Below are 20,120 nucleotides of genomic sequence, written 5' to 3'. Positions count from 1 at the left end.
GTCATTCCAGTAGCAGGCGCCGGGCCAGGCTTTCGACATAGTTTTCGTCCTGGCCGCTGGGATGGGCGCGGAAGGCCAGGTGCAGGTATTCGTGGGTGAGGTCCAGGCGTTCCTGTAGGGAATACAGGCCGCGGACGAAGATGCGTTCGCGCTCGCGATCGACATAGGGCCGCCCGGAAGCCAGGCGGCACACGGAAAAACTCGGAATCTCCTCGTAGCCGGGCTCGCGGTCGAGGCGCTCGCGCCACTGCCGGCGCTGCTTGCGCAGCCAGTCTTCGGCGGCCGGCAACGGCTGGCAGGCGGCCACCGGGTTGTCCCAGCGGCTCAGGCTGCTGCGCGGGAAAGCCTGGGCGAGGATGCTGTCGTAGCCCAGTCCCTGCCCGGCTTGCTCCACCGCGTGCTTCCAGGACAGGCGCGCCGGGCCAGGCTGGTCGGAGTGATAGTTGACGGTCGCCCCGGCCAGCACCAGGTCGGCGCTCCAGGCGGCGATCCGCCGCGTCGGCGCGCTGGCCGGGCGCGGCGCCACGCGCTGGCGCTGGCTGCTGTCATCGATGGCCAGGCATTCGCCGCGCGGCGCGGCGTTTTGCAACAGATAGGTGCGAATGGTCACCGCCAGCGCGCGAGCGGCTTCCTTCGGCTGCGCCGAGGCTTCGCGCTCCAGCACCCGCGCCACGTACTCTTCGCGCGAAACCCGCGCGACCAGCCGCGGCACGCCATCCACCCGCTGCAGGAAGAGGTCGCCGGCGCTGGCGATGTCCAGGCGATTGCCGTTGGCGAACAGCACTTGCTGCGGACCATGCAGCAGGCCTTCGGAGGCCGGGTGGCCGGCGGGATCGCTGACCGAACGCAGCGGATAGCGGCTGAACAGGTTCACTTCCACGCAACGGCCCGGATCGGCCGGCCACGGACTCGGCAGGAAGCGCCCGAGCACCTCGGCGTAGCGGTCCAGGATCACCTTGCTGGTTCCCGGGCCGCCGAGCCAGAGCGGCGTTCCATCGACCAGCCAGCCGGCGAAACCGCCCTGGCGCGCCTGCGGGTCATGGTCGTCGAGCCAGCTCCAGGTCTTCACCCGCAGGCGGCCGCCAAGGCTGGCCACGGCATGGCCCTCGCCGGCCTGCAACGCCACGTCGAGCAGTACCCGCCGCGCCTCGCCCTGGGCCGGTAGCCGCTGCAACTGTTCCAGAAGCTCCTTAACCGGCACCCGCGTCTGCGGTTGCAGCCGCTCCAGATCGAGCAACCAGGCCGGTGCCCGGCGCGCCTGCCAGTAGTCGCGCCAGGCCTCCGGCCGCAAGGCGAGGCGCTGCGGCTCGAAATACAGCCCGCAGGAGCGCACCAGGGCGCGGTCACGACCGATCGTCTGGCCATTCTCGCAGCAGTAGACCTCCTCGCGGCTGCGCCCCTGGCAGGCATAGGGCGGCTCGGCCTGGCCGGTGTCGCTCAGCCAGGCGAAGACGAACAGTTTCCACAGGCTGCCCAGCGGAGCCTGCAAATCGGCCGGCAACGGCCGGCGCTCGAGCATCCGCTGGCGATCCAGGCTCACCAGTTCGTAGCCCTGGGTCGTGCGCCAGGCCAGCTGGACCGGCGCCTCCGCTGCGCGAAGCAGCAACGGCACGGCGCACAGCAGGACCAGCCAGGCGCGCAACGCAATCACTCGACCTTGACCTTGGCCAGCGCCGGCTTGGCTTCCAGGGCCTGCTGTTCCGGCGCGTAGAGACGCAGGTAGCGGGCCGGTGGCAGGTTGAAGCTGCCTTTCTGGGAGAAACGCACCAGGTGACGGAAACGCTGCTCGCCACTCAGGCTGTCCACCGGCACCCCGTAGAACAGCTCGCCCGGTTCGTTGCGCGCGCGCTCCAAGGTGGTCGCCTCGTCGCCGGCCAGGCCGCTGATCTTGATGCCCCAGGTGGTGCGCTCGACATCCGCGCCGGGCGGCAGCGGCAGTTCCAGCATGCCGTAGCGTAGAGCGGTGTCTTCCGGAACGGTCAGGGTCACTTCGTCGAGATACAGTTCGTCGCTGGAAAGCGGCTTGTCGCCGACCTCCTCGACCTTGAACTCGAACGCCCCCTCGCCGGGCACCAGGCGCAGCAGGCGACGGCTGATCTGCACCGGCAGTTGCCCGCTCGGCGCCTGGGCGCTGCGGTAGCTGAGCGCAACCGGCAACGGCCGGGCCGGCGCCTCGTCCAGGTCGACCCAGCTCGGAATGCCGCGGCCGCGCCATTGCCAGTAGGTTTCGCCGCTGGCGCCGCGCTGCGCCTGCCAGTCCTTCGGCGGCTGCGGCAGCTTGCCCTGCGGCGCCTGGGCCAGGGCGCCCTGCAGCCAGGTCAGGGCCAGGGCGCGTTCCAGGGTCGATTGCGCCGGCGCCAGGCGTTGCAGCAGAGCGCTGGCCTGCTGGCCATCCACGGCCGAGCGAGAGGCCAGCAAGGCATCGGTGAACGGCAAGCCGGCCTCACGCAGGCGCTGCGTCGCCGTCTCGGCCTGGGCGGCCAGCGGCGCGGGCACCGCAACCCGCAGTTGCCGTGCCAGGTCCACCGCCAGCACTCGCGCCGCGGCCAGGCCGACGGCCGAGTCCGGGTCGCCCAGCACCAGGCCGTCGTCGGCCTCCAGCGGCTCCGCGCGCGCCTGCCCTTCGCCGGCGTTGGCCAGATCGTTGAGCAGGCCGCCGAGCAGGGTGTTCACCGGCAACTGCATGTCGCGGGCGAAAGCCAGGATCAGCGCGCGCTGCAGCAGCGGGGTCTGCGTCGCCTGCTTGGCGTAGGGCTCGAGGATGCGCTGCCAGTGTTCGGCCGGCAGTTGGATCTCCAGTGCGCGGCTGGCGTACCAATCGGCGTAGTAGGCGTAGGCGGTGAGGAAAGCGTCGCCATCGACGTCGCCGCCCCACCAGGCGAACCAGGCGTCCGGGCCAGCCATCTGCACCAGGCGCAGGCGACTGTTCTGCATGATCAGGCGCAGGCGGTCGCGAATCCGCGGCTCGCCGCCGGCCAGCGCCGGATAGGCGATGCTCAGCGGCAGCAGTTGGCTGGCGGTCTGCTCGACGCCGCCGTAGGGATACTCCAGCAGATCATCGAGATTGCCCAGGTAGGCCGCGGCCGGGCCATCGGCCAGGCGCAGGCGTACGTCGCGGGCGTCCGCCGGCAGTTGCAACGGGTTGCTCGCCGCCGCCAGGCTGAGGTTCTGCGCCTGCTCCACCTGCCAGCCGTCGGCCAGCAGGTTGAAGCGCACAGCCAGGCGGTCGCGGACCTGCCCGTCCTGGCGCAGCTCGGCGCTCCAGTCGCCATCGCTGAGCGGCTGTTGCGCCAGCGGAATGTAGTTGACTCCCTTGGCCAGCTCCAGGGTCTGGCTGCGCTGGCTGCCAGGCGGCCCGCTGAGCAGCTCGGCCTTGACCGGCTGTTCGCCCTGGTTGAAGACGAACAGGCCGAGGTCGGGCTGGTCACCCTGGCGGAAGCGGGTCGGCCCGCTCCATTTCAGGTACAGCGGCTTCTCCGAGCGAAGGAACTGCTTCTTCTGGCCGACCTGGCCGTTGTCGTCGATGGCCCGTGCGGTGATCCGCCAGCGGGTCAGCGAGTCGGGCATGCGGAAGCTGAAGCTGGCCTTGCCCTGGGCGTCGGTGACCAGCTCCGGCTGCCAGGCGGCGGTGTCGACGTCCTCGCGGCGCGGCCGCTCCAGTACCTTGACGCCGCGCTCGCTGCGATTCGCCCGTCCGGGTGCACTGGTGCTGCCGGGCAACGCCACGTCGTAGCTGATGAAGGCCAGGCTGGCGCTGGTGCGCACGTTGTTGCGCCGCGGATGGTAGAAGAACTGGTCGATGCCGGGGGCGATCTCCGCCTGCAGGGCATAGACCATCTCATCCACCACGCTGACGGTCAGGTGGCTGGAAACCGGTTTGCCGGCGAAGCGCGTGGCCAGGGTCACGGTCACCGTCTCGCCCGGTTCGTAGCGCTCCTTGTCGGTGGCGATGTCGATCTCCACCTGGGGCATGCCGACCTTGATCCCGGCGTTCTGGAAGCTGTAGTCGCCGCCCTTGGTGTAGAGCACCGAGAAGGTCAGGTTCGGCGAGAACTCCTCGCGCACCGGGATCCGCACGCGGTACTGGGTCGGATTGAGCTTTTCCAGGCGCAGCCAGTCGGCGCCCTTGGACAGCAGGGCGGTGGCCTCGACCTTGTCGCGCTCCAGAGACAACAGTGCATCCTCCACCGGCTCGGGGAAGGTGATCAGTGCGGAGGCTTCCTCGCCGGTGCGGTACTCGGGCTTGTCGAACACCACCTCGACGGTGCCAGGCACCGACTTCACGCCCTCGCCGCTCACCGAGTGGCCGGTGGCGCCAAGGAGCTGGCCCTTGTCGTCGCGCAGCTCCACGGAATAGGTACCGGGACGCTCGAAGGCCAGCGCGAAGCGGCCGTCGGCGACCGGACCGCTGTCGGTGGCGCGGTCCTCCAGGCGGATCCACTGGTAGCTGCTCGGCTTGAGCGGGGTCGGCTGTTCGCTGGCATAGCTGAACTCGACCTTCTCGCCGGCGGCGCCGAAGCGCTGCGGCGCGCTCAGGCGGTAGCGCGCGGCACCGCGCTCGATGAGGATCTCCTTGCTGGTCTTGACCCGGTAGGCGGCGCCGTCGCTGGCGAAGATGGTCAGCATGTAGCGACTGGGTTTCTCGGCCGGCGGCAATTCGATGGCGGCGCGGCCCTTGCCGTCGGTGGTCAGTTCGGTGCTGCTCAGTTCCACCGGGAACTGGCCGAGATACTGCAGTTCGTTGTCCACCATCGACAACTGCTGGGCGCGCAGGCTCAGTTGCAGGCGCGCGTTGGCCACCGGCTTGCCGTCCGGATAGAGCAGGACGATCTCGCCCTTCACCGGCTCGGCGGTCTTGAAGTCCGGCTTGGCCAGGTCGAGGGAGACTTCGAAGTGCGGCTTGATGTATTCGGCGACGCGGAAGGCGCTGCTGTAGGTCTGCCCGCGGTAGTCGAAGCGCAACTCGTAGCCGCCGGCGACGGCGTTCTCCGGCAGTTGGAAGCGGCCATTGGCGCCGCTCTTCGCGTCGAAGCGGAGGTCCAGGCTTTGCAATACCGTGCCGCTGGCGTCGATCACGCTCAGGCGCACCGGCGCGCTGGCGGCGGCCTGGGATTGACGGGCGTCCTTGAACTCGCGGCCGACCATCTTCAACGAGACCCAGTCGCCCGGCCGGTACAGCGGGCGGTCGGTGAAGGCGTAGATCTTGGTGTCGTAGATCTCGCTGTCGTAATAGAAGTTCTCGGAGACGAAGACCCCGCCCTCGCGGTCCTCGCCGATCACGTAGGAGCGCTCCGGACTGGCGTGCTTGAGCCGCAGCAGGCCGTCGGCGTCGGTATTGCCGCTGCTCATCACGCCCAGGCCGTCGGTCCACAGCACCTTGGTGTCGGGCACCGGGGTGCCTTCGTGCTTGCGTGCGGTCCAGACCAGCAGCTCGTCGCCGGCGACCTTGCTCACCGCCACGCTGTTGGAGACGAACACCACGGTGGTGGCGCGGTACTTGCCGACCAGCGCCTCGACCAGGTAGAGGCCCGGCTTCAGCTTGCCCAGCGGGATGTAGACATTGCCCGGCACGACGTTGATGAACTCGCTGGAGGAACCGGCCAGCTTGACGTCCTGCGGCGGCTCGATGGGCTTGGCGTCCCACAGCGGATAGCGGAACTGGCTGACCAGCGGCAGGCCGGGAATCGGCGCGTATTGCGGCTGCGCGTCGTAGGGCGTCGGCGCGGTCATGGCGTTGCCCATCTTCAGCTCGGGCACCGCCTCGGTGACCTGTTGCCGCGACTCGTAGGAGAAGGCGCGCTGCATCACCCGGCGCGACTTGCGATACCAGTTGTCCCAGAGATAGGCCAGGGTGTTCGACAGGCCTTCGCCCTTGAACTGTCCCTCGGCCAGGACCCGGTGCAGGTTCTTCTGCCGCTTGAGGAACTCCAGCGGCTGTTCGATCCGGTACAGGCGCACGTCGACCCCGCCATAGGGCTCCATGCGGTAGCGCCGGTAGTCGCGGCCGGGCGCTTCGAGACGGACCCGCGCTTCCTCGTCGGTGGCGAAGCTGCTGTCGGCGAGCAGGAAGAAGGATTCGCCGGCCATCGGCGTGTAGCCGCTCGGTTCCACCGTGTCTTCCGCCTGGACGGCGGCGAACGGCAGCAGGACCAGGGCGGCGACCGCCAGGCTACGGCTGAAACGGCGCAGGTTGCTCATTGCTGTGGTCTTCACTGGGACGCGATTCATTGAGAGAGGAAAGCCAGCCGATAGATGCCGATAAAGTTGGGATTGGATTCGTCGGGGATCCATCGGGTGTCCTTCCATGTCATGAGTTGTTGCAGGCTGACCGAGCGCATGCCGTTATCGGTCGGGGTGCTGCTGCCGGTGTGATAGGCGATGGAGCGGCCCATCCAGATCATCAGGTGCTGGTCGTCGCCCTGGTCGTAGAACATCAGGTCGCCGGGGCGCGCCTGGTTGAGGTCGCGGCCGACCAGCCGACTGTTGAACTGCACCAGCTTGATCGCATTCACGTAGGGCCCGACCTGGCCGCCACCCTGCTGCCAGTTCTGCGCCAGGCGCCGTTGCTCGGGACTGAGCGCCAGCTCCGGGGGCAGGTAGCGGTTGGACAGGCCGTTGGCGCGCAGCCACTTGCCATCGTGGACTTTCAGCGCCTCGTTGGCGGCGAAGCGCACCAGGCCGGCGCAGTCCTGCTGGTGCCAGCGCGGACTCGGCCCTTGGCGCAACTGTTCCTGGGCGATGCGCACGAACCAGGCGCGGAATACCTGCGATTGCTGCGGGTCGAGCGTTACCGCGGGCTCGCCGCGGGCACCGCCGCTGGCCAGCAGGAGCAGCGCCAGGCCGAAGGCAGTCAGACGTCTCACAGCGACCGCCATTCCAGCGGCAGCCATTGCCACGGTGCGTTGGCCTGGCTTCCGGCAGGCAGCCCGAGGGCGTAGCTGCCCTTGCCGGCGAGGGTTTTCAGGCGCGGCATCAGGTAGGTGTCGGCGGCATTGCGGAATACCGGCTCCATGTCCTGCGGCAGGCTGTCGAGGGTTTCCCGTTGCAGCAGTTCGGAGAGCGGCTGCGGCGCCAGGTAGGCCGGTACCAGCGCATCCTTCGGCAACACCTCGGCGAGCGGCGGATAGCGTTTGTCGAGGGTGTCCAGGGCCTTGCCGAGCAACTGGTCGTCGAGGGAGAACAGCAGGGTCTGGCCATGGCGCGCCATGCCGATGCGGAAGAACGCGCGGCCGCTGATGCTGTCCGGGTTGTCCGCCTGGCTGGCCGGATAGGCGCCGAAGTTCGAGCTGACCTGGCGGGTCCAGCGGCGGGTCTGGCCATCCACCCGGTCTTCCACCGGGAAGCTGCCACCCTCGACCTTGGCTTCCTTCGCGCCGATCACGCGACCGAACAGCTTGCCCAGCTCGTCGTCGAGTTCGGCACTGGCCGGCGCGCTCAACTGGCCCACCAGCAGCGGCGAATGCAGCCGCGAACTGGCGTACCAGCAGAGACCGGCAGCGCCGCTGAGATGCTCGGAGAAGGCCTGGGCCATCTTCTGCTCGGCCCCCAGGCGCTCCAGCATCACCCCGTACAGGCCGGGGATGACCGGCAGCGCCACGCAGGCGCTGGCGCCCATCGGCATGGCCTGCCAGACCGGGGCGAAGTCCAGCGGCGGCTGGCGTTCCACCTCGTTCAGCGCCAGGTAGCTGCTCCAGCCCTGCTCGCCCTTCTCGAAGCGCACCCCGGCGAAGCTCGGGATGAAGCGCTGGTAGCCCATGGCCAGGACGCTGGCATTGAGGGTGATGCGCTGGCGCAGCTCGCCGCGGCCCGGCAGGCCGAAGCGCTCGGGGAACAGTTCGTCGCCGTCGAGCAGTGCCTCCAGGTCTTCGCTGGCCGGAGCGTTCAGCGGGCTGTCGTCGCTTTCGCCACCATCGTCGAAGAGCATCCGTGGGTTCGACAGCAACAACAGCCGGTCGCCCTTGGACAGGAACAGCATCGCCTTGTCGTTGCCGTAGCGCAGGCGATAGACCGAGGTTCCCGCCAGCTCGCCGACCTTGCGCAACTGCTGGTCGTCGGCGGCGATATGGGCCAGCGGCTCGAGCACCCGCGCCAGGCCGCCACGCTTGAGCACCACCACGAAGTCGCGCAGGCGGCCGTCGGCGCCGCGCCAGAGGGCGACCTGGGCCGGTTGGTCGAGCAGTTCCTCGACCAGGCTGTCCTTCAGGGTCAGGTCGTGCTCGTAGATGATCCGCCGCAACGTACCGGTCAGGCCAAGGCGGTCGCCATTGTTCTCGTAATAGAAGACGAAGTCCTCGGTCAGGGTATCGCGCAGCAACGGCACCTCGAGGATTTCCTTCGGCAGGCGGCTCAGCGACACGCTCTCGATCAGCGCGTCGGGCTTGCGCAGGTCACGGTAGGCTCGCGGCGCGTCGGCGTCCGCGGGAGCCTGGGCGCCGATCGGCTGGCCGAGGTCCTCTTCGGCCGGGCGCCCTCCGCCGAGCCGCTCCAGCCAGCCCATCTGCCAGGCCAGCACACCGCCGGCGGCCAGCGCGGCGACGATCCCCAGCACCGGCCACAGGGCGCTTCGGGTGCGCGCAGCGGCGGGCGCAGGGGTTCCGTTGGCAGGGCTGGGGGTGTTGTTCTCGCTCATGGTTCGCTAATCCCGTGTCATCCGTACGAGGGGATGCTTCAGTAGGTAAAGGTCTTGACCAGCACCAGGTCGCCGATGGTGCGCAGGGGCACGACGAAGGTCTCGTGCTTCTCGTCGACGCTGTTTTCGTTGAACACCAGGTTGACCTGCGCGGTGATCACGTCCTGTACGTTGCTGCCGGCCTGGAAGTTGTAGCCCTGGTTGTTGAGGTTGCCCCAGTAGTTCACGTAGATCAGGTAGGTGCCGTGCAGCGGCGCGCCCATGGTGAACATCTCCGGGCCGGGCCCGTCGACGCCATCCGGATCGAGGCCGCCGCTGTTGCTCAGGCGCGGATGCGCCCAGTAGGCGTGCTGGCCATCGGGGGTGACGATATGCAGGTCAAGCTCGGCCTTCGGATCGTCCCAACCCAGCACCACGCGCACGCGCGGCGGCAGTTGGGAGCGATTGGCCTCGTAGAACTGCACGCGCTTGAGGATCTTGCCGTCGGCGCTGCCGACCTGGACGCCGTTGGAGCCGTGGCCGAACGCATAGGGGCGGACGAAGCGCCCGGCGCCGTCGGTATAGAGAGGGAGAGGATTGCCGTTGACCACCAGGCGCTGGGCGCGCTCGGTGCCGACCAGTTCGCGCAGGTGTCCTTCGATCAGGCTGCGGCCGCGCTGGCCGCCGCGATCGATGGGCGGAGTCGGATAGGCGACACGCGGGGCATCGGGCTGTTCGAGCAGGCCGGAATAGCGCCAGCCTGCCGTCGGACCATCCAGGTCCACCGAAGGCTCGGCTAGTGCAGGCAGCCCGAAGGCCAGTCCGAACAGCACCGACAGGCAGCCGGCACTCGAACCGAAGATACGCATGATCAATCCCTGGTCGTGCGATTCATGAAAGCTGCATCTTAACGATTGCGCTGTCCGCTGGATATCCCCGGCGACCGGCGGAATCTGCGAAATCCACCGCGATTCGACGGAAAACGGAAAGCACAGGGGGCGCCATGCGGCGCCCCCGTTGTCATTTACGCTTCAGCGCCGTACCGGCCGCTTCTGCAGCTTGCGCTGCAAGGTCCGTCGATGCATGCCCAGGGCACGGGCGGTGGCGGAGATGTTGCCCTCGTGCTCGGCGAGCACGCGCTGGATGTGCTCCCATTGCAGGCGATCCACCGACATCGGGTTTTCCGGCACCAGGGTGTCCAGGTCGGCGTGCTCGGAGAGCAGCGCGGCCAGCACGTCATCGGCATCCGCCGGCTTGCACAGGTAGTTGCAGGCGCCGCGCTTGATCGCCTCCACCGCGGTGGCGATGCTGGAATAGCCGGTGAGGATCACCACCCGCATGTCCGCGTGCAGCTCCAGCAGCTTCGGCAGCAGCACCAGGCCGGAGTCGCCTTCCATCTTCAGGTCGAGCACGGCGTAGTCCGGCGTATCCTGCTGGGCCAGCGCCAGGCCTTCCTCGGCGGAGCCGGCGGTGCTGACCCGCAGGCCGCGACGGCTCATGGCCCGGGCCAGGACCCGGGTAAAGGTGGGATCGTCGTCCACCAGCAGGAGGTGGGGATGTTCTTCCCCTTCGAAGAGCAGCTCTTCAGACATAGGCAGGGCCTCTCAGACGGATCACTCAAGCCATTCCGTAGCTGCGCGGCAAGCGCAGTTCGGTCAGAGTGCCGCCATCTTCGTGGTTATACAACTTCACCGTTCCACCAGCGCGGGTCACGCTGGCCTGACTGAGAAACAGGCCGAGGCCGAAGCCCTTGCCCTTGGTGGTGAAGAACGGTTTGCCGATCTGTTCGGCGATCGCCAGGGGCACCCCGACGCCGTGGTCGCGGATACTCAGGCAGATACTGCTGCTGTCCCAGTCCAGGCGGATGTCGAGGTCGTCGGGACAGGCGTCCGCCGCATTGTTCAGCAGGTTCAGCAGAGCCTGGCTGAGGTCGGTCGGCGGGGTCAGGCGCGGCGCGGAGCCGAGGCCCAGGCACTGGTAGCGGTAGGAAGCCTCCGGACGCATCAGGTGCCAGCGGCGCAGCACCGATTCCAGCCATTCCGCGGCGCTTTGCTCTTCGATCGCCTGGCGACGGTCGGCCTCGGCCGCCCGTACCAGTTGCTGGAGGGTGTGCTTGCACTGCTTGACCTGTTCCTGGAGCAATGCCAGGTCTTCCTGCAGGGTCGGGTCCTGCGGGCGCTCCTGGCGCAGCTCGTTGAGCAGCACGCTCATGGTCGCCAGCGGCGTACCCAGTTCGTGCGCGGCACCGGCCGCCTGGGTGGCCACCGCGAGCAACTGCTGGTCGCGCATGCTTTCCTCGCGCCGCTCGGCCTGCATGTGCGCCTGCCAGCGCAGCGCCTCGGACATCTTCACCACGAAGAAGGTGATGAAGGCCGCCGACAGGGCGAAGTTCAGCCACATGCCGAACAGGTGTAGGTTGATCAGCATCGCCTCGTGCTGAACCGCCTGCAGGTGCAGCGGGTGGTACCAGATCAGCAGCAGGGTGTAGCCGGTCAGGGCCAGGCCGGAGAGCACCATGGAGTAGATCCAGGGCAGGGTCGCAGCGGCGATGGTCAGCGGTACCAGGTAATAGGAAACGAAGGGGTTGGTCGAGCCGCCCGAGTAATACAGCAAGGTGCTGTGGATGATCAGGTCGCAGGCCAGTTGTACCGCGTACTCCTGGTCGGTCACCGGCCACGGCGCGCGCAGGCGCAGCGCGGTGAACAGGATCAGGCAGGCGGACAGGCCAAGGGTCAGGCCGAGCGCCAGCCACGGCAGCGGCAACAGGTCGGAGAGCCAGGCGAAACCCACCGAGCCGGCCTGCGCGGCCAGCACGAGAATACGGATGAGGAGCAGACGGCCAAGGTTCTGGCGACTGGCGGAGAGCAGGAAAACCGGTGCGCGCATGTTTTCTTCCGGAATAAGCGCGAGTATAGCCAAGACGCTGTCGGCAACTCTGCGGCAAAGTGACTCAGAAACCTCGCAGGTCGCCATCCTGCCCTGTTTCGCCGAGCGCTGTCAGGGCTCAGATCAGTAAATTTCACGTTTTTTCCAAAATCGCCTAACCCGTTCCGGGAAAAGCCTTCGTCTCATGGTCCAAGACTGGCGTATAGGCGTGTTTGCCGCGCCTGCCGGAACGATGCTCTACAGTGTGAATTCAGCCTTAGTACAAGGAGTTGCCCAATGTCTGCGATTTCCCGCCTGGCCGCCGCCGTCACCCTCTGCGCCGCCAGCCTCTCGGCCGTCGCCGAGGAAGCGCCGCGCTACAACCAGGTCTCGCTGCACGCCGAAGTCAGCCAGCAGGTGGCCCACGACCTGATGCAGGTCACCCTCTACAGCGAAAACCAGGGCAGCGATCCGGCCAAGCTCGCCGCCGAGACCACCAGCGTCCTCAACGCCGCCGTCGCCGACGCGCGCAAGGTCAAGGGCGTGACCATCAGCCTGGGCAGTCGCAACAGCTATCCGGTCTACGACGACAAGGGCCAGAAGATCACCGGCTGGCGCGAGCGCGCCGAGCTGCGCCTGGAAAGCTCCGACTTCGCCGCCCTCGGCCAGCTTTCCGCCGACCTGCTGGGCAAGCTGAAGATGGGCGGCATGGACTTCAGCATCGCCGATGCGACCCGCAAGAAGAACGAGGACCAATTGATGAAAGGCGCCGTGGACGCGTTCAAGGAGCGCGCCCAGTTGCTCACCGAGGCGCTCGGCGGCAAGGGCTACAAGCTGGTCAGCCTGAGCGTGAACAGCGCCGGCGCGCCGCGCCCGTATCCGGTGATGCGGATGGCGGCGATGAAGGCCGACGCCAGCTTCGGCGGCGCCCAGGCGCCGGAGATCGAGGCCGGGACCAGCCAGGTCACGGTCAACGCCGACGGTGTGATCGAGGTGCAGATGCCCTGATCCGGTCGGCGCGCACCACAAGAGGCAGCCTCCGGGCTGCCTCTTGCGTTTCCACTGTCTCTCGCGCAGCAAACGCAGCCTGCGTCGCGTTTGCGCAAATTCGAAAATGCGACATTCCCTTTCAATCGGATAACAACATCTACACTGAAGCGACCTCGACGCTTGCGGCCGGCACACGCCCTGCATAGCTTCGCGCAAGACAGCTCACGAGGCTGTCCCTCGCAGACAATCAAAATAACCAGAGGTCACTCCATGCGTAGAAACGCCGTCATCCGCTCCGCGATCATGCCCTCGCTGCTCGGCGCAGCGCTGGTCGCCGCCGTTCCCCAGGCCTTCGCCAGCAACCTGATCTTCTGCTCGGAAGGCAGCCCGGCCGGCTTCGATCCCGCCCAGTACACCACCGGTACCGATTTCGACGCCGCGGCGGAAACCGTCTTCAACCGCCTGACCCAGTTCGAGCGCGGCGGCACCAAGGTCCTTCCCGGCCTCGCGGAAAGCTGGGACGTCAGCGACGACGGCAAGACCTATACCTTCCACCTGCGCAAGGGCGTGAAGTTCCACAGCACCGACTACTTCAAGCCGACCCGCGAATTCAATGCCGACGACGTGCTGTTCACCTTCGAACGCATGCTCGACAAGGATCATCCGTTCCGCAAGGCCTACCCCACCGAGTTTCCCTACTTCACCGACATGGGCCTGGACAAGAACATCGCCAGGATCGAGAAGCTCGACGAGCACACGGTGAAATTCACCCTCAACGAGGTCGACGCGGCCTTCATCCAGAACCTGGCGATGCCCTTCCCATCGATCCAGTCCGCCGAATACGCCGCGCAACTGCTCAAGCAGGGCAAGGCCAGCGATATCAACCAGAAGCCGATCGGTACCGGCCCGTTCGTGTTCAGCCGCTACCAGAAGGATGCGCAGATCCGTTTCAAGGGCAACAAGGACTACTGGAAGCCGGACGAGGTGAAGGTCGACAACCTGATCTTCGCCATCAACACCGACGCCTCGGTGCGCGCGCAGAAGCTCAAGGCCGGCGAGTGCCAGATCACCCTCAACCCACGCCCCGCCGACCTCGACGCGCTGAAGAAGGACCCGAACCTGAACCTGCCGTCGCAGGCCGGCTTCAACCTCGGCTACATCGCCTACAACGTCACCCACAAGCCGTTCGACAAGCTGGAAGTACGCCAGGCGCTGGACATGGCGGTGAACAAGAAGGCCATCATCGACGCCGTCTACCAGGGCGCCGGCCAGTTGGCGAGCAACGGCATGCCGCCGACCCAGTGGTCCTACGACGAGACCATCAAGGACGCGCCCTACGATCCGGCCAAGGCCAGGGAGCTGCTGAAGAAGGCCGGGGTCGCCGAAGGCACCGAGATCACCCTGTGGGCCATGCCGGTACAACGCCCCTACAACCCCAACGCCAAGCTGATGGCGGAAATGCTGCAGAACGATTGGGCGAAGATCGGTATCAAGGCGAAGATCGTCACCTACGAATGGGGCGAATACATCAAGCGCGCCAAGGGCGGCGAGCATGACGCCATGCTGATCGGCTGGAGCGGCGACAACGGCGACCCGGACAACTGGCTCGGCACCCTCTACGGCTGCGACGCGGTGGACGGCAACAACTTCTCCAAATGGTGCGACGCCGGCTACGACAAGCTGGTCAAGGATGCCAAGCGCACCACCGACCAGGGCAAGCGCACCGAGCTGTACAAGCAGGCCCAGCACATCCTCAAGGAACAGGTGCCGATCACCCCGATCGCCCACTCCACCGTGTACCAGCCGATGCGCAAGACGGTACACGACTTCAGGATCAGTCCCTTCGGCCTGAACTCGTTCTACGAGGTCAGCGTCGGCAAGTAGCTTCGCCTGCCAGCCGCGCCGCCCCGCCACGAGCGAGGCGGCGCCTCTCCCCAGGGCGGCCGACCCGGCCTTCCCGCTCCAGAGGAGTCATCCATGCGACCACGCTCTGCCCTGCGCTACAGCCTGCTGCTGCTCGCCTTCGCCGCCAGCGCCGCCATCCAGGCCCAGCCGAAGACCCTGGCGGTGTGCACCGAAGCGGCGCCGGAAGGGTTCGATCCGGCCCGCTATACCTCCGGCTACACCTTCGACGCCTCAGCCCATCCGCTGTACAACGCGCTGGCCGCGTTCGCTCCGGGCAGCGCCACGGTGATCCCGGCCCTGGCGGAAAGCTGGGACGTCTCCGCTGACGGCCTCGTCTACACCTTCCGCCTGCGCCAGGGCGTGAAATTCCACAGCACCGACTACTTCAAGCCAACCCGCGAATTCGACGCCGACGACGTGCTGTTCAGCTTCCAGCGCATGCTCGATCCGCAGCACCCCGCCCACGACCTTTCGCCCAGCGGCTACCCCTACGCCGACGCCATGCAACTGCGCGACATCATCGAGCGCATCGAGAAGATCGACGAACATCAGGTGCGCTTCGTCCTCAAGCACCCGGAGGCGCCGTTCCTCGCCGACCTGGCCATGCCGTTCGGCTCGATCCTCTCCGCCGAATATGCCGGCCAACTGATCGCCAGGGGCAAGGGCGATGAACTCAACAGCAAGCCGATCGGCACCGGCCCGTTCGTCTTCATCCGCTACCGCAAGGATGCCCAGGTGCGCTACGCGGCCAACCCCGACTACTGGAAGGGCAAGCCGGCCATCGACCACCTGGTGCTGGCGATCACCCTCGACCCCAACGTGCGCGTGCAGCGCCTGCGCCGCAACGAATGCCAGATCGCCCTGACGCCCAAGCCGGAAGACGTCGCCGCGTTGCGCCAGGACCCGCAACTGACGGTGCTGGAAGAAGCGGCGATGATCACCTCCCACGCCGCGATCAACACCCGGCACGAACCGTTCGACGACCCGCGCGTGCGCCGGGCGATCGCCATGGGCTTCAACAAGTCGTCCTACCTGAAGATCGTCTTCGGCGACCAGGCCCGCCCGGCCATCGGCCCCTACCCGCCGATGCTGCTCGGCTACGACGACAGCATCCGCGACTGGCCCTACGACCCCGAACGGGCCAAGGCTCTGCTGAAGGAAGCCGGCGTCGCCCCGGACACACCCCTGAACCTCTACATCAGCACCGGCAGCGGCCCCGGCGGCAACCCGGCGCGAGTGGCGCAACTGATCCAGTCCGACCTGGCCGCCATCGGCATCCGGGTGAACATCCGCCAGTTCGAGTGGGGCGAGATGGTCAAGCGCACCAAGGCCGGCGAACACGACATGATGCTCTACAGCTGGATCGGCGATAACGGCGACCCGGACAACTTCCTCACCCACAACCTCGGCTGCGCCTCGGTGGAGTCCGGGGAAAATCGCGCGCGCTGGTGCGACAAGGGCTTCGACGAAGCCATCCGCAAGGCGCGCATGAGCAACGACGAGAGCCAACGGGTAGCGTTGTACAAGGAAGCGCAGCGGATCTTCCACGAGCAGATGCCCTGGTTGCCGCTGGCGCATCCGTTGATGTTCGACGCGCAACGCAAGAACGTCAGCGGCTACCGCATGAGCCCGATGTCGGCGCGGGACTTTTCGCGGGTGAAGCTGGACTGATCGCTGCGCCGCACGCGGGAAGCCCTGGCCCTTGCCTTGCCGCGTGCGGCGTTATCGTTCGGCCGGCTCAGCCGCCGAGGCCGAAGGGATCGTCGATGGACGGGCTCGGTTGGGTGAACCAGCGCGGACCTTCCTCCGTCATGTAGAAGTGATCCTCCAGGCGAATGCCGAACTCGCCGGGCACGCAGATCATCGGTTCGTTGCTGAAGCACATGCCGACATCCAGCGGCGTGCGATCGCCACGCACCAGGTACGGGCCTTCGTGGACGTCCATGCCGATGCCATGCCCGGTGCGGTGCGGCAGGCCAGGCAGGCGGTAGTCCGGCCCCAGGCCGTTGGCCTCCAGCGAACGCCGCGCAGCGGCGTCCACCGCCTCGCAGGGCTGGCCCAGACGCGCGGCCTCGAAGGCCGCCAGTTGGGCGTCGCGCTCCATCCCCCAGAATTCGCGCTGGCGTGCGCTGGGCGTGCCGAACACATAGCTGCGGGTGATATCCGACTGGTAGCCGTGGACCTGGCAGCCGGTATCGATCAGCACCATGTCGCCATCCTTCAGCACCTGCGCATGCTTCACCCCATGGGGGAAGGCACTGGCGGCACCGAACAGGACGATGCAGAAGGTCGAACCGGGCGCGCCCACCTTGCGGTGCGCCTGGTGGATGAACTCGGCGACTTCGGTGGTGCTGATGCCTTCACGGAGAATGCTCGCCGCGGCCTTCTGCACTTCCAGGGTCATGTCCTTGGCCCGCTGCATCAGCGCCAGCTCCTCGGCCGACTTGCGCATCCGTCCCTGGTCGATCAGCGACGCGGCGCTGACGAAGTTCCTGCCCGGCGCCAGTTGGCGCAAGCGCTCGAACATGCCGAACGGCAGGCTCGGACACAGTGCGACCGTGCTGCGCTCACCCACGCCGAGCGCCTCCAGGCGATCGAGCAGCAGGCGGTAGGGGTCCTGGTGTTCCTCCCAGGTGTGGATGGCGCCGTCGACCACCTGGAAGTCGCGCACCGTACCTTCCTCGAAGGCCGGCGCAAGGTATTCGAGGGCGCCCTCGGCGGGCAGTAGAGCACCCACCAGGCGTTCACTGGGGTGCCATTGCACGCCGCTGAAGTAACGCAGGTTGCTGCCTGCATGCAGGTACGCCGCGGCGATGCCATGCTCGCTCATCCACGCCTGGGCCGCGGCGATTCGCGCACGGTAAGACGCCAGGCCGATCGGCTGCGCGCCGTCCATCATGTTCCGCAGACGCTCCAGCGCCTGCGCAGGGGTACTCCCGCCAACACCCACGGTCATTTGTTGTTCTCCTCGTCTGGACCGGGCTGAAATTTAAGTCGAGCTTAAATTCAGGTCAAAACAAATTTTCAGTCACACTTAAAAAATAGGGGTTCGGGTAGTTCATCTGTCAGACTTTATTGACGCCCCGCGCTGGGTATACTGCGCCTTTCAACAAGAGTCTCCCCAATGACCGTAGACCGCATCGGCGAACGCCTGCGCCGCTATCGCCGCGCCGCCAAGAAGACCCTGCACCAAGTCGCCAGCGAATCCGGTCTCACCGCGAGCTTCCTCTCCCAGGCGGAGCGCAACCTCACCGGTGTATCGATCTCTTCCCTGGCCAACATCGCCAAGTCGCTGAATATCCCGCTCAATGCCCTGTTCGACCAACCGGCACAACCCCAGCCCGACTCCCACGAAGGCGAGCGGGTACGCTACACCATCGAGGGCCAGCCGCTGGCCTACGAACGCCTGTCCAGCTCCTTCCCCGGCAACCTGATCAATGCGGTCAAGATGAACATGCCGGTGGGCTATCAGTCGGAGCTGATCTCCCATGAGGGCGCCGAGTTCTCCTACGTCCTGTCCGGGCAGATCGTCTACACCATCGAGGGTCGCCAGTACCCCCTCGGCGCCGGCGACTCGGTGCACTTCGACGCGACCAAGACCCATTGCCTGGCCAACGTCGGCAGCGATGTGGCGGAGGTCCTGACCATCACCACCATGGGCCTGTTCGACGACCATCCGACGCCCTGAGCCAGTCCGCAGCGTACCTTACCCTCCTGTCAGGCAAACGTTTTCGCAAGAGAAATGTTAGTCGTGCTTAATTTTCGTTGACCACAATTTCAGCATGACTTAATTTCGGCATCAGCGAATCGTCGACCAACAACAAACGGACGATCGCTGTCGCCGCACAGGGTCCATGGCTGTCACCCGCCATCCATGGAAAGGCGAGAGTTGCCATGGCCCATAAGGCCGATCCTCAGACGATGCCCTTAGAAAAAGAAAAAATGAGGTTTGCATGCGTAAGATCCTTCCCCTTCGGGCCTGGCTGGCAGCCGGTCTGATCCTCGGCTCCCCGTTCTCCCACGCCGCCAGCAACCTGGTGTTCTGCTCGGAGGGCAGCCCGGCCGGCTTCGATCCCGCCCAGTACACCACCGGCACCGACTACGACGCGACCTCGGTCACCCTGTTCAACCGCCTCGTCCAGTTCGAGCGCGGCGGCACCCGGGCAATCCCGGCCCTGGCGGAAAGCTGGGACATCGGCGACGACGGCAAGACCTATACCTTCCACCTGCGCAAGGGTGTGAAGTTCCACAGCACCGACTACTTCAAGCCGACCCGCGAATTCAACGCCGACGATGTGCTGTTCACCTTCCAGCGCATGCTCGACAAGAATCATCCGTTCCGCAAGGCCTACCCCACCGAGTTTCCCTACTTCACCGACATGGGCCTGGACAAGAACATCGCCAGGGTCGAGAAGCTCGACGAGCACAGGGTGAAGTTCACCCTCAACGAGGTCGACGCCGCCTTCATCCAGAACCTGGCGATGGACGTCGCCTCGATCCAGTCCGCCGAGTACGCCGGGCAGTTGCTCGAGGCCGGCAAGCCACAGCAGATCAACCAGAAGCCGATCGGCACCGGGCCTTTCATCCTGAGCCGCTACCAGAAGGATGCGCAGATCCGCTTCAAGGGCAACAAGGACTACTGGAAACCCGAAGACGTGAAGATCGACAACCTGATCTTCTCGATCAACACCGACGCCGCGGTGCGCGCGCAGAAGCTCAAGGCCGGCGAGTGCCAGATCACCCTCAACCCACGCCCCGCCGATCTCAAGGCCCTGCAGGAAGCGGCGAACCTGAAGGTGCCCTCGCAGCCAAGCTTCAACCTCGGTTACATCGCCTACAACGTCACCCACAAGCCGTTCGACCAGCTCGAAGTACGCCAGGCGCTGGACATGGCGGTGAACAAGCAGGCCATCATCGACGCCGTCTACCAGGGTGCCGGGCAACTGGCGGTGAACGGCATGCCGCCGACCCAGTGGTCCTATGACGAAACCATCAAGGACGCCCCGTTCGATCCGGCCAAGGCCCGGGAACTGCTGAAGAAGGCCGGCGTCGCCGAGGGCACCGAGATCACCCTGTGGGCGATGCCGGTGCAGCGTCCCTACAACCCCAACGCCAAGCTGATGGCGGAGATGATCCAGGCCGACTGGGCGAAGATCGGCATCAAGGCCAGGATCGTCAGCTACGAGTGGGGCGAGTACATCAAGCGCGCCCATGCCGGCGAGCATGACGCCATGCTGTTCGGCTGGACCGGCGACAACGGCGATCCGGACAACTGGCTGGCGACCCTCTACGGCTGCGACTCGATCAACGGCAACAACGTATCGAAATGGTGCGACGCGGCCTACGACAAGCTGGTCAAGGCTGCCAAGCGGGTCTCCGACCAGGACAAGCGCAGCGAGCTGTACAAGCAGGCCCAGCACATCCTCAAGGAGCAGGTGCCGATCACCCCGATCGCCCACTCCACCGTGTACCAGCCGATGAACAAGTCGGTGCATGACTTCAAGATCAGCCCCTTCTCGCGGAACGCCTTCTATGGCGTAACCAACCAGCCCTGATGCCGACGCCGCCCCGGTCGTGAAACGACCGGGGCGCAGAAGAACGGCACGACCCGCACTTCATTTCTTTGCTTTTCCTGCCCGTGTTCCAGAACGGCGCTGCGCGCGTTCCGCCAGGAGCGCTCGCCTCGCCGTATTCGACCGCCGCGCCCAGGCGCGGGCGAAACCGGCGCAAACCTGGTGGGTAAAACAGGTGC

The 20,120-nt window shown here is 66.5% G+C and carries 13 protein-coding genes; 5 read left to right on the top strand and 8 right to left on the bottom strand.

Annotated features, from left to right (window positions below; translation table 11 throughout):
- Nucleotide 1: 1 nt before the first annotated feature.
- From FOC67_RS02655 to FOC67_RS02625, 7 genes are all read right to left on the bottom strand, one after another.
- Nucleotides 2-1,651: a YfaQ family protein gene (locus FOC67_RS02655; RefSeq protein ID WP_009315918.1), complete on the bottom strand. Its 1,650-nt coding sequence runs from the start codon at nucleotides 1,649-1,651 to the stop codon at nucleotides 2-4.
- Nucleotides 1,648-6,198, bottom strand: a complete 4,551-nt coding sequence (gene magD, locus FOC67_RS02650; RefSeq protein ID WP_031627736.1) for an alpha-2-macroglobulin MagD — start codon at nucleotides 6,196-6,198, stop codon at nucleotides 1,648-1,650. The genes FOC67_RS02655 and magD overlap by 4 nt, the downstream gene beginning before the upstream one ends.
- Nucleotides 6,199-6,224: 26 nt before the next feature.
- Nucleotides 6,225-6,863 carry a DUF1175 domain-containing protein gene (locus FOC67_RS02645; protein WP_003094413.1) on the bottom strand — a complete coding sequence of 213 codons (639 nt, stop codon included), beginning with the start codon at nucleotides 6,861-6,863 and terminating at the stop codon, nucleotides 6,225-6,227.
- Nucleotides 6,860-8,629, bottom strand: coding sequence for a DUF2138 domain-containing protein (locus FOC67_RS02640; RefSeq protein ID WP_009315915.1), 1,770 nt, complete (start codon nucleotides 8,627-8,629; stop codon nucleotides 6,860-6,862). The genes FOC67_RS02645 and FOC67_RS02640 overlap by 4 nt, the downstream gene beginning before the upstream one ends.
- Before the next feature lie 38 nt (nucleotides 8,630-8,667).
- On the bottom strand, nucleotides 8,668-9,477 hold the full coding sequence (locus tag FOC67_RS02635; RefSeq protein ID WP_003094417.1) for a YfaP family protein: 810 nt from the start codon (nucleotides 9,475-9,477) through the stop codon (nucleotides 8,668-8,670).
- A gap of 162 nt (nucleotides 9,478-9,639) precedes the next feature.
- Nucleotides 9,640-10,200, bottom strand: coding sequence for a response regulator transcription factor (locus FOC67_RS02630; protein ID WP_003094419.1), 561 nt, complete (start codon nucleotides 10,198-10,200; stop codon nucleotides 9,640-9,642).
- A gap of 25 nt (nucleotides 10,201-10,225) precedes the next feature.
- Nucleotides 10,226-11,494: an ATP-binding protein gene (locus FOC67_RS02625; protein WP_003094421.1), complete on the bottom strand. Its 1,269-nt coding sequence runs from the start codon at nucleotides 11,492-11,494 to the stop codon at nucleotides 10,226-10,228.
- A 276-nt stretch (nucleotides 11,495-11,770) separates the two neighbouring features.
- Here FOC67_RS02625 and FOC67_RS02620 point away from each other — a divergent pair, with 276 nt between their 5' ends.
- The 3 genes from FOC67_RS02620 (at nucleotide 11,771) to FOC67_RS02610 (ending at nucleotide 16,039) form a co-directional block, all read left to right on the top strand.
- Nucleotides 11,771-12,481: an SIMPL domain-containing protein gene (locus FOC67_RS02620; protein ID WP_003094423.1), complete on the top strand. Its 711-nt coding sequence runs from the start codon at nucleotides 11,771-11,773 to the stop codon at nucleotides 12,479-12,481.
- A gap of 252 nt (nucleotides 12,482-12,733) precedes the next feature.
- Complete coding sequence (locus FOC67_RS02615) at nucleotides 12,734-14,347, top strand: ABC transporter substrate-binding protein (protein WP_009315914.1); 1,614 nt, start codon at nucleotides 12,734-12,736, stop codon at nucleotides 14,345-14,347.
- 93 nt (nucleotides 14,348-14,440) lie between these two features.
- Entirely contained in the window at nucleotides 14,441-16,039 is a 1,599-nt protein-coding gene (locus tag FOC67_RS02610; RefSeq protein WP_009315913.1) for an ABC transporter substrate-binding protein, read from the top strand.
- A 67-nt stretch (nucleotides 16,040-16,106) separates the two neighbouring features.
- On the opposite strand, the gene mdpA is transcribed toward FOC67_RS02610, so the two are convergent.
- Entirely contained in the window at nucleotides 16,107-17,324 is a 1,218-nt protein-coding gene (mdpA, locus tag FOC67_RS02605) for a metallopeptidase MdpA (RefSeq protein ID WP_009315912.1), read from the bottom strand.
- Between the two features lie 168 nt (nucleotides 17,325-17,492).
- Between mdpA and psdR the strand changes: the two genes are divergently transcribed.
- Both psdR and FOC67_RS02595 read left to right on the top strand, forming a co-directional pair.
- The gene (gene psdR, locus FOC67_RS02600) at nucleotides 17,493-18,056 is read left to right on the top strand and encodes a transcriptional regulator PsdR (protein WP_003094433.1); all 564 of its coding nucleotides are present in this window, start codon (nucleotides 17,493-17,495) and stop codon (nucleotides 18,054-18,056) included.
- Nucleotides 18,057-18,321: 265 nt separating this feature from the next.
- On the top strand, nucleotides 18,322-19,923 hold the full coding sequence (locus tag FOC67_RS02595; RefSeq protein WP_009315911.1) for an ABC transporter substrate-binding protein: 1,602 nt from the start codon (nucleotides 18,322-18,324) through the stop codon (nucleotides 19,921-19,923).
- The last annotated feature ends 197 nt before the right edge of the window (nucleotides 19,924-20,120 follow it).

It is taken from the genome of Pseudomonas sp. FDAARGOS_761 (genome assembly GCF_013343155.1).
GTDB classification, from domain to species: Bacteria; Pseudomonadota; Gammaproteobacteria; order Pseudomonadales; family Pseudomonadaceae; genus Pseudomonas; species Pseudomonas aeruginosa.
Note: the sequence above shows the minus strand (reverse complement) of the source record. Positions and strands in the feature narration are given on the sequence as shown.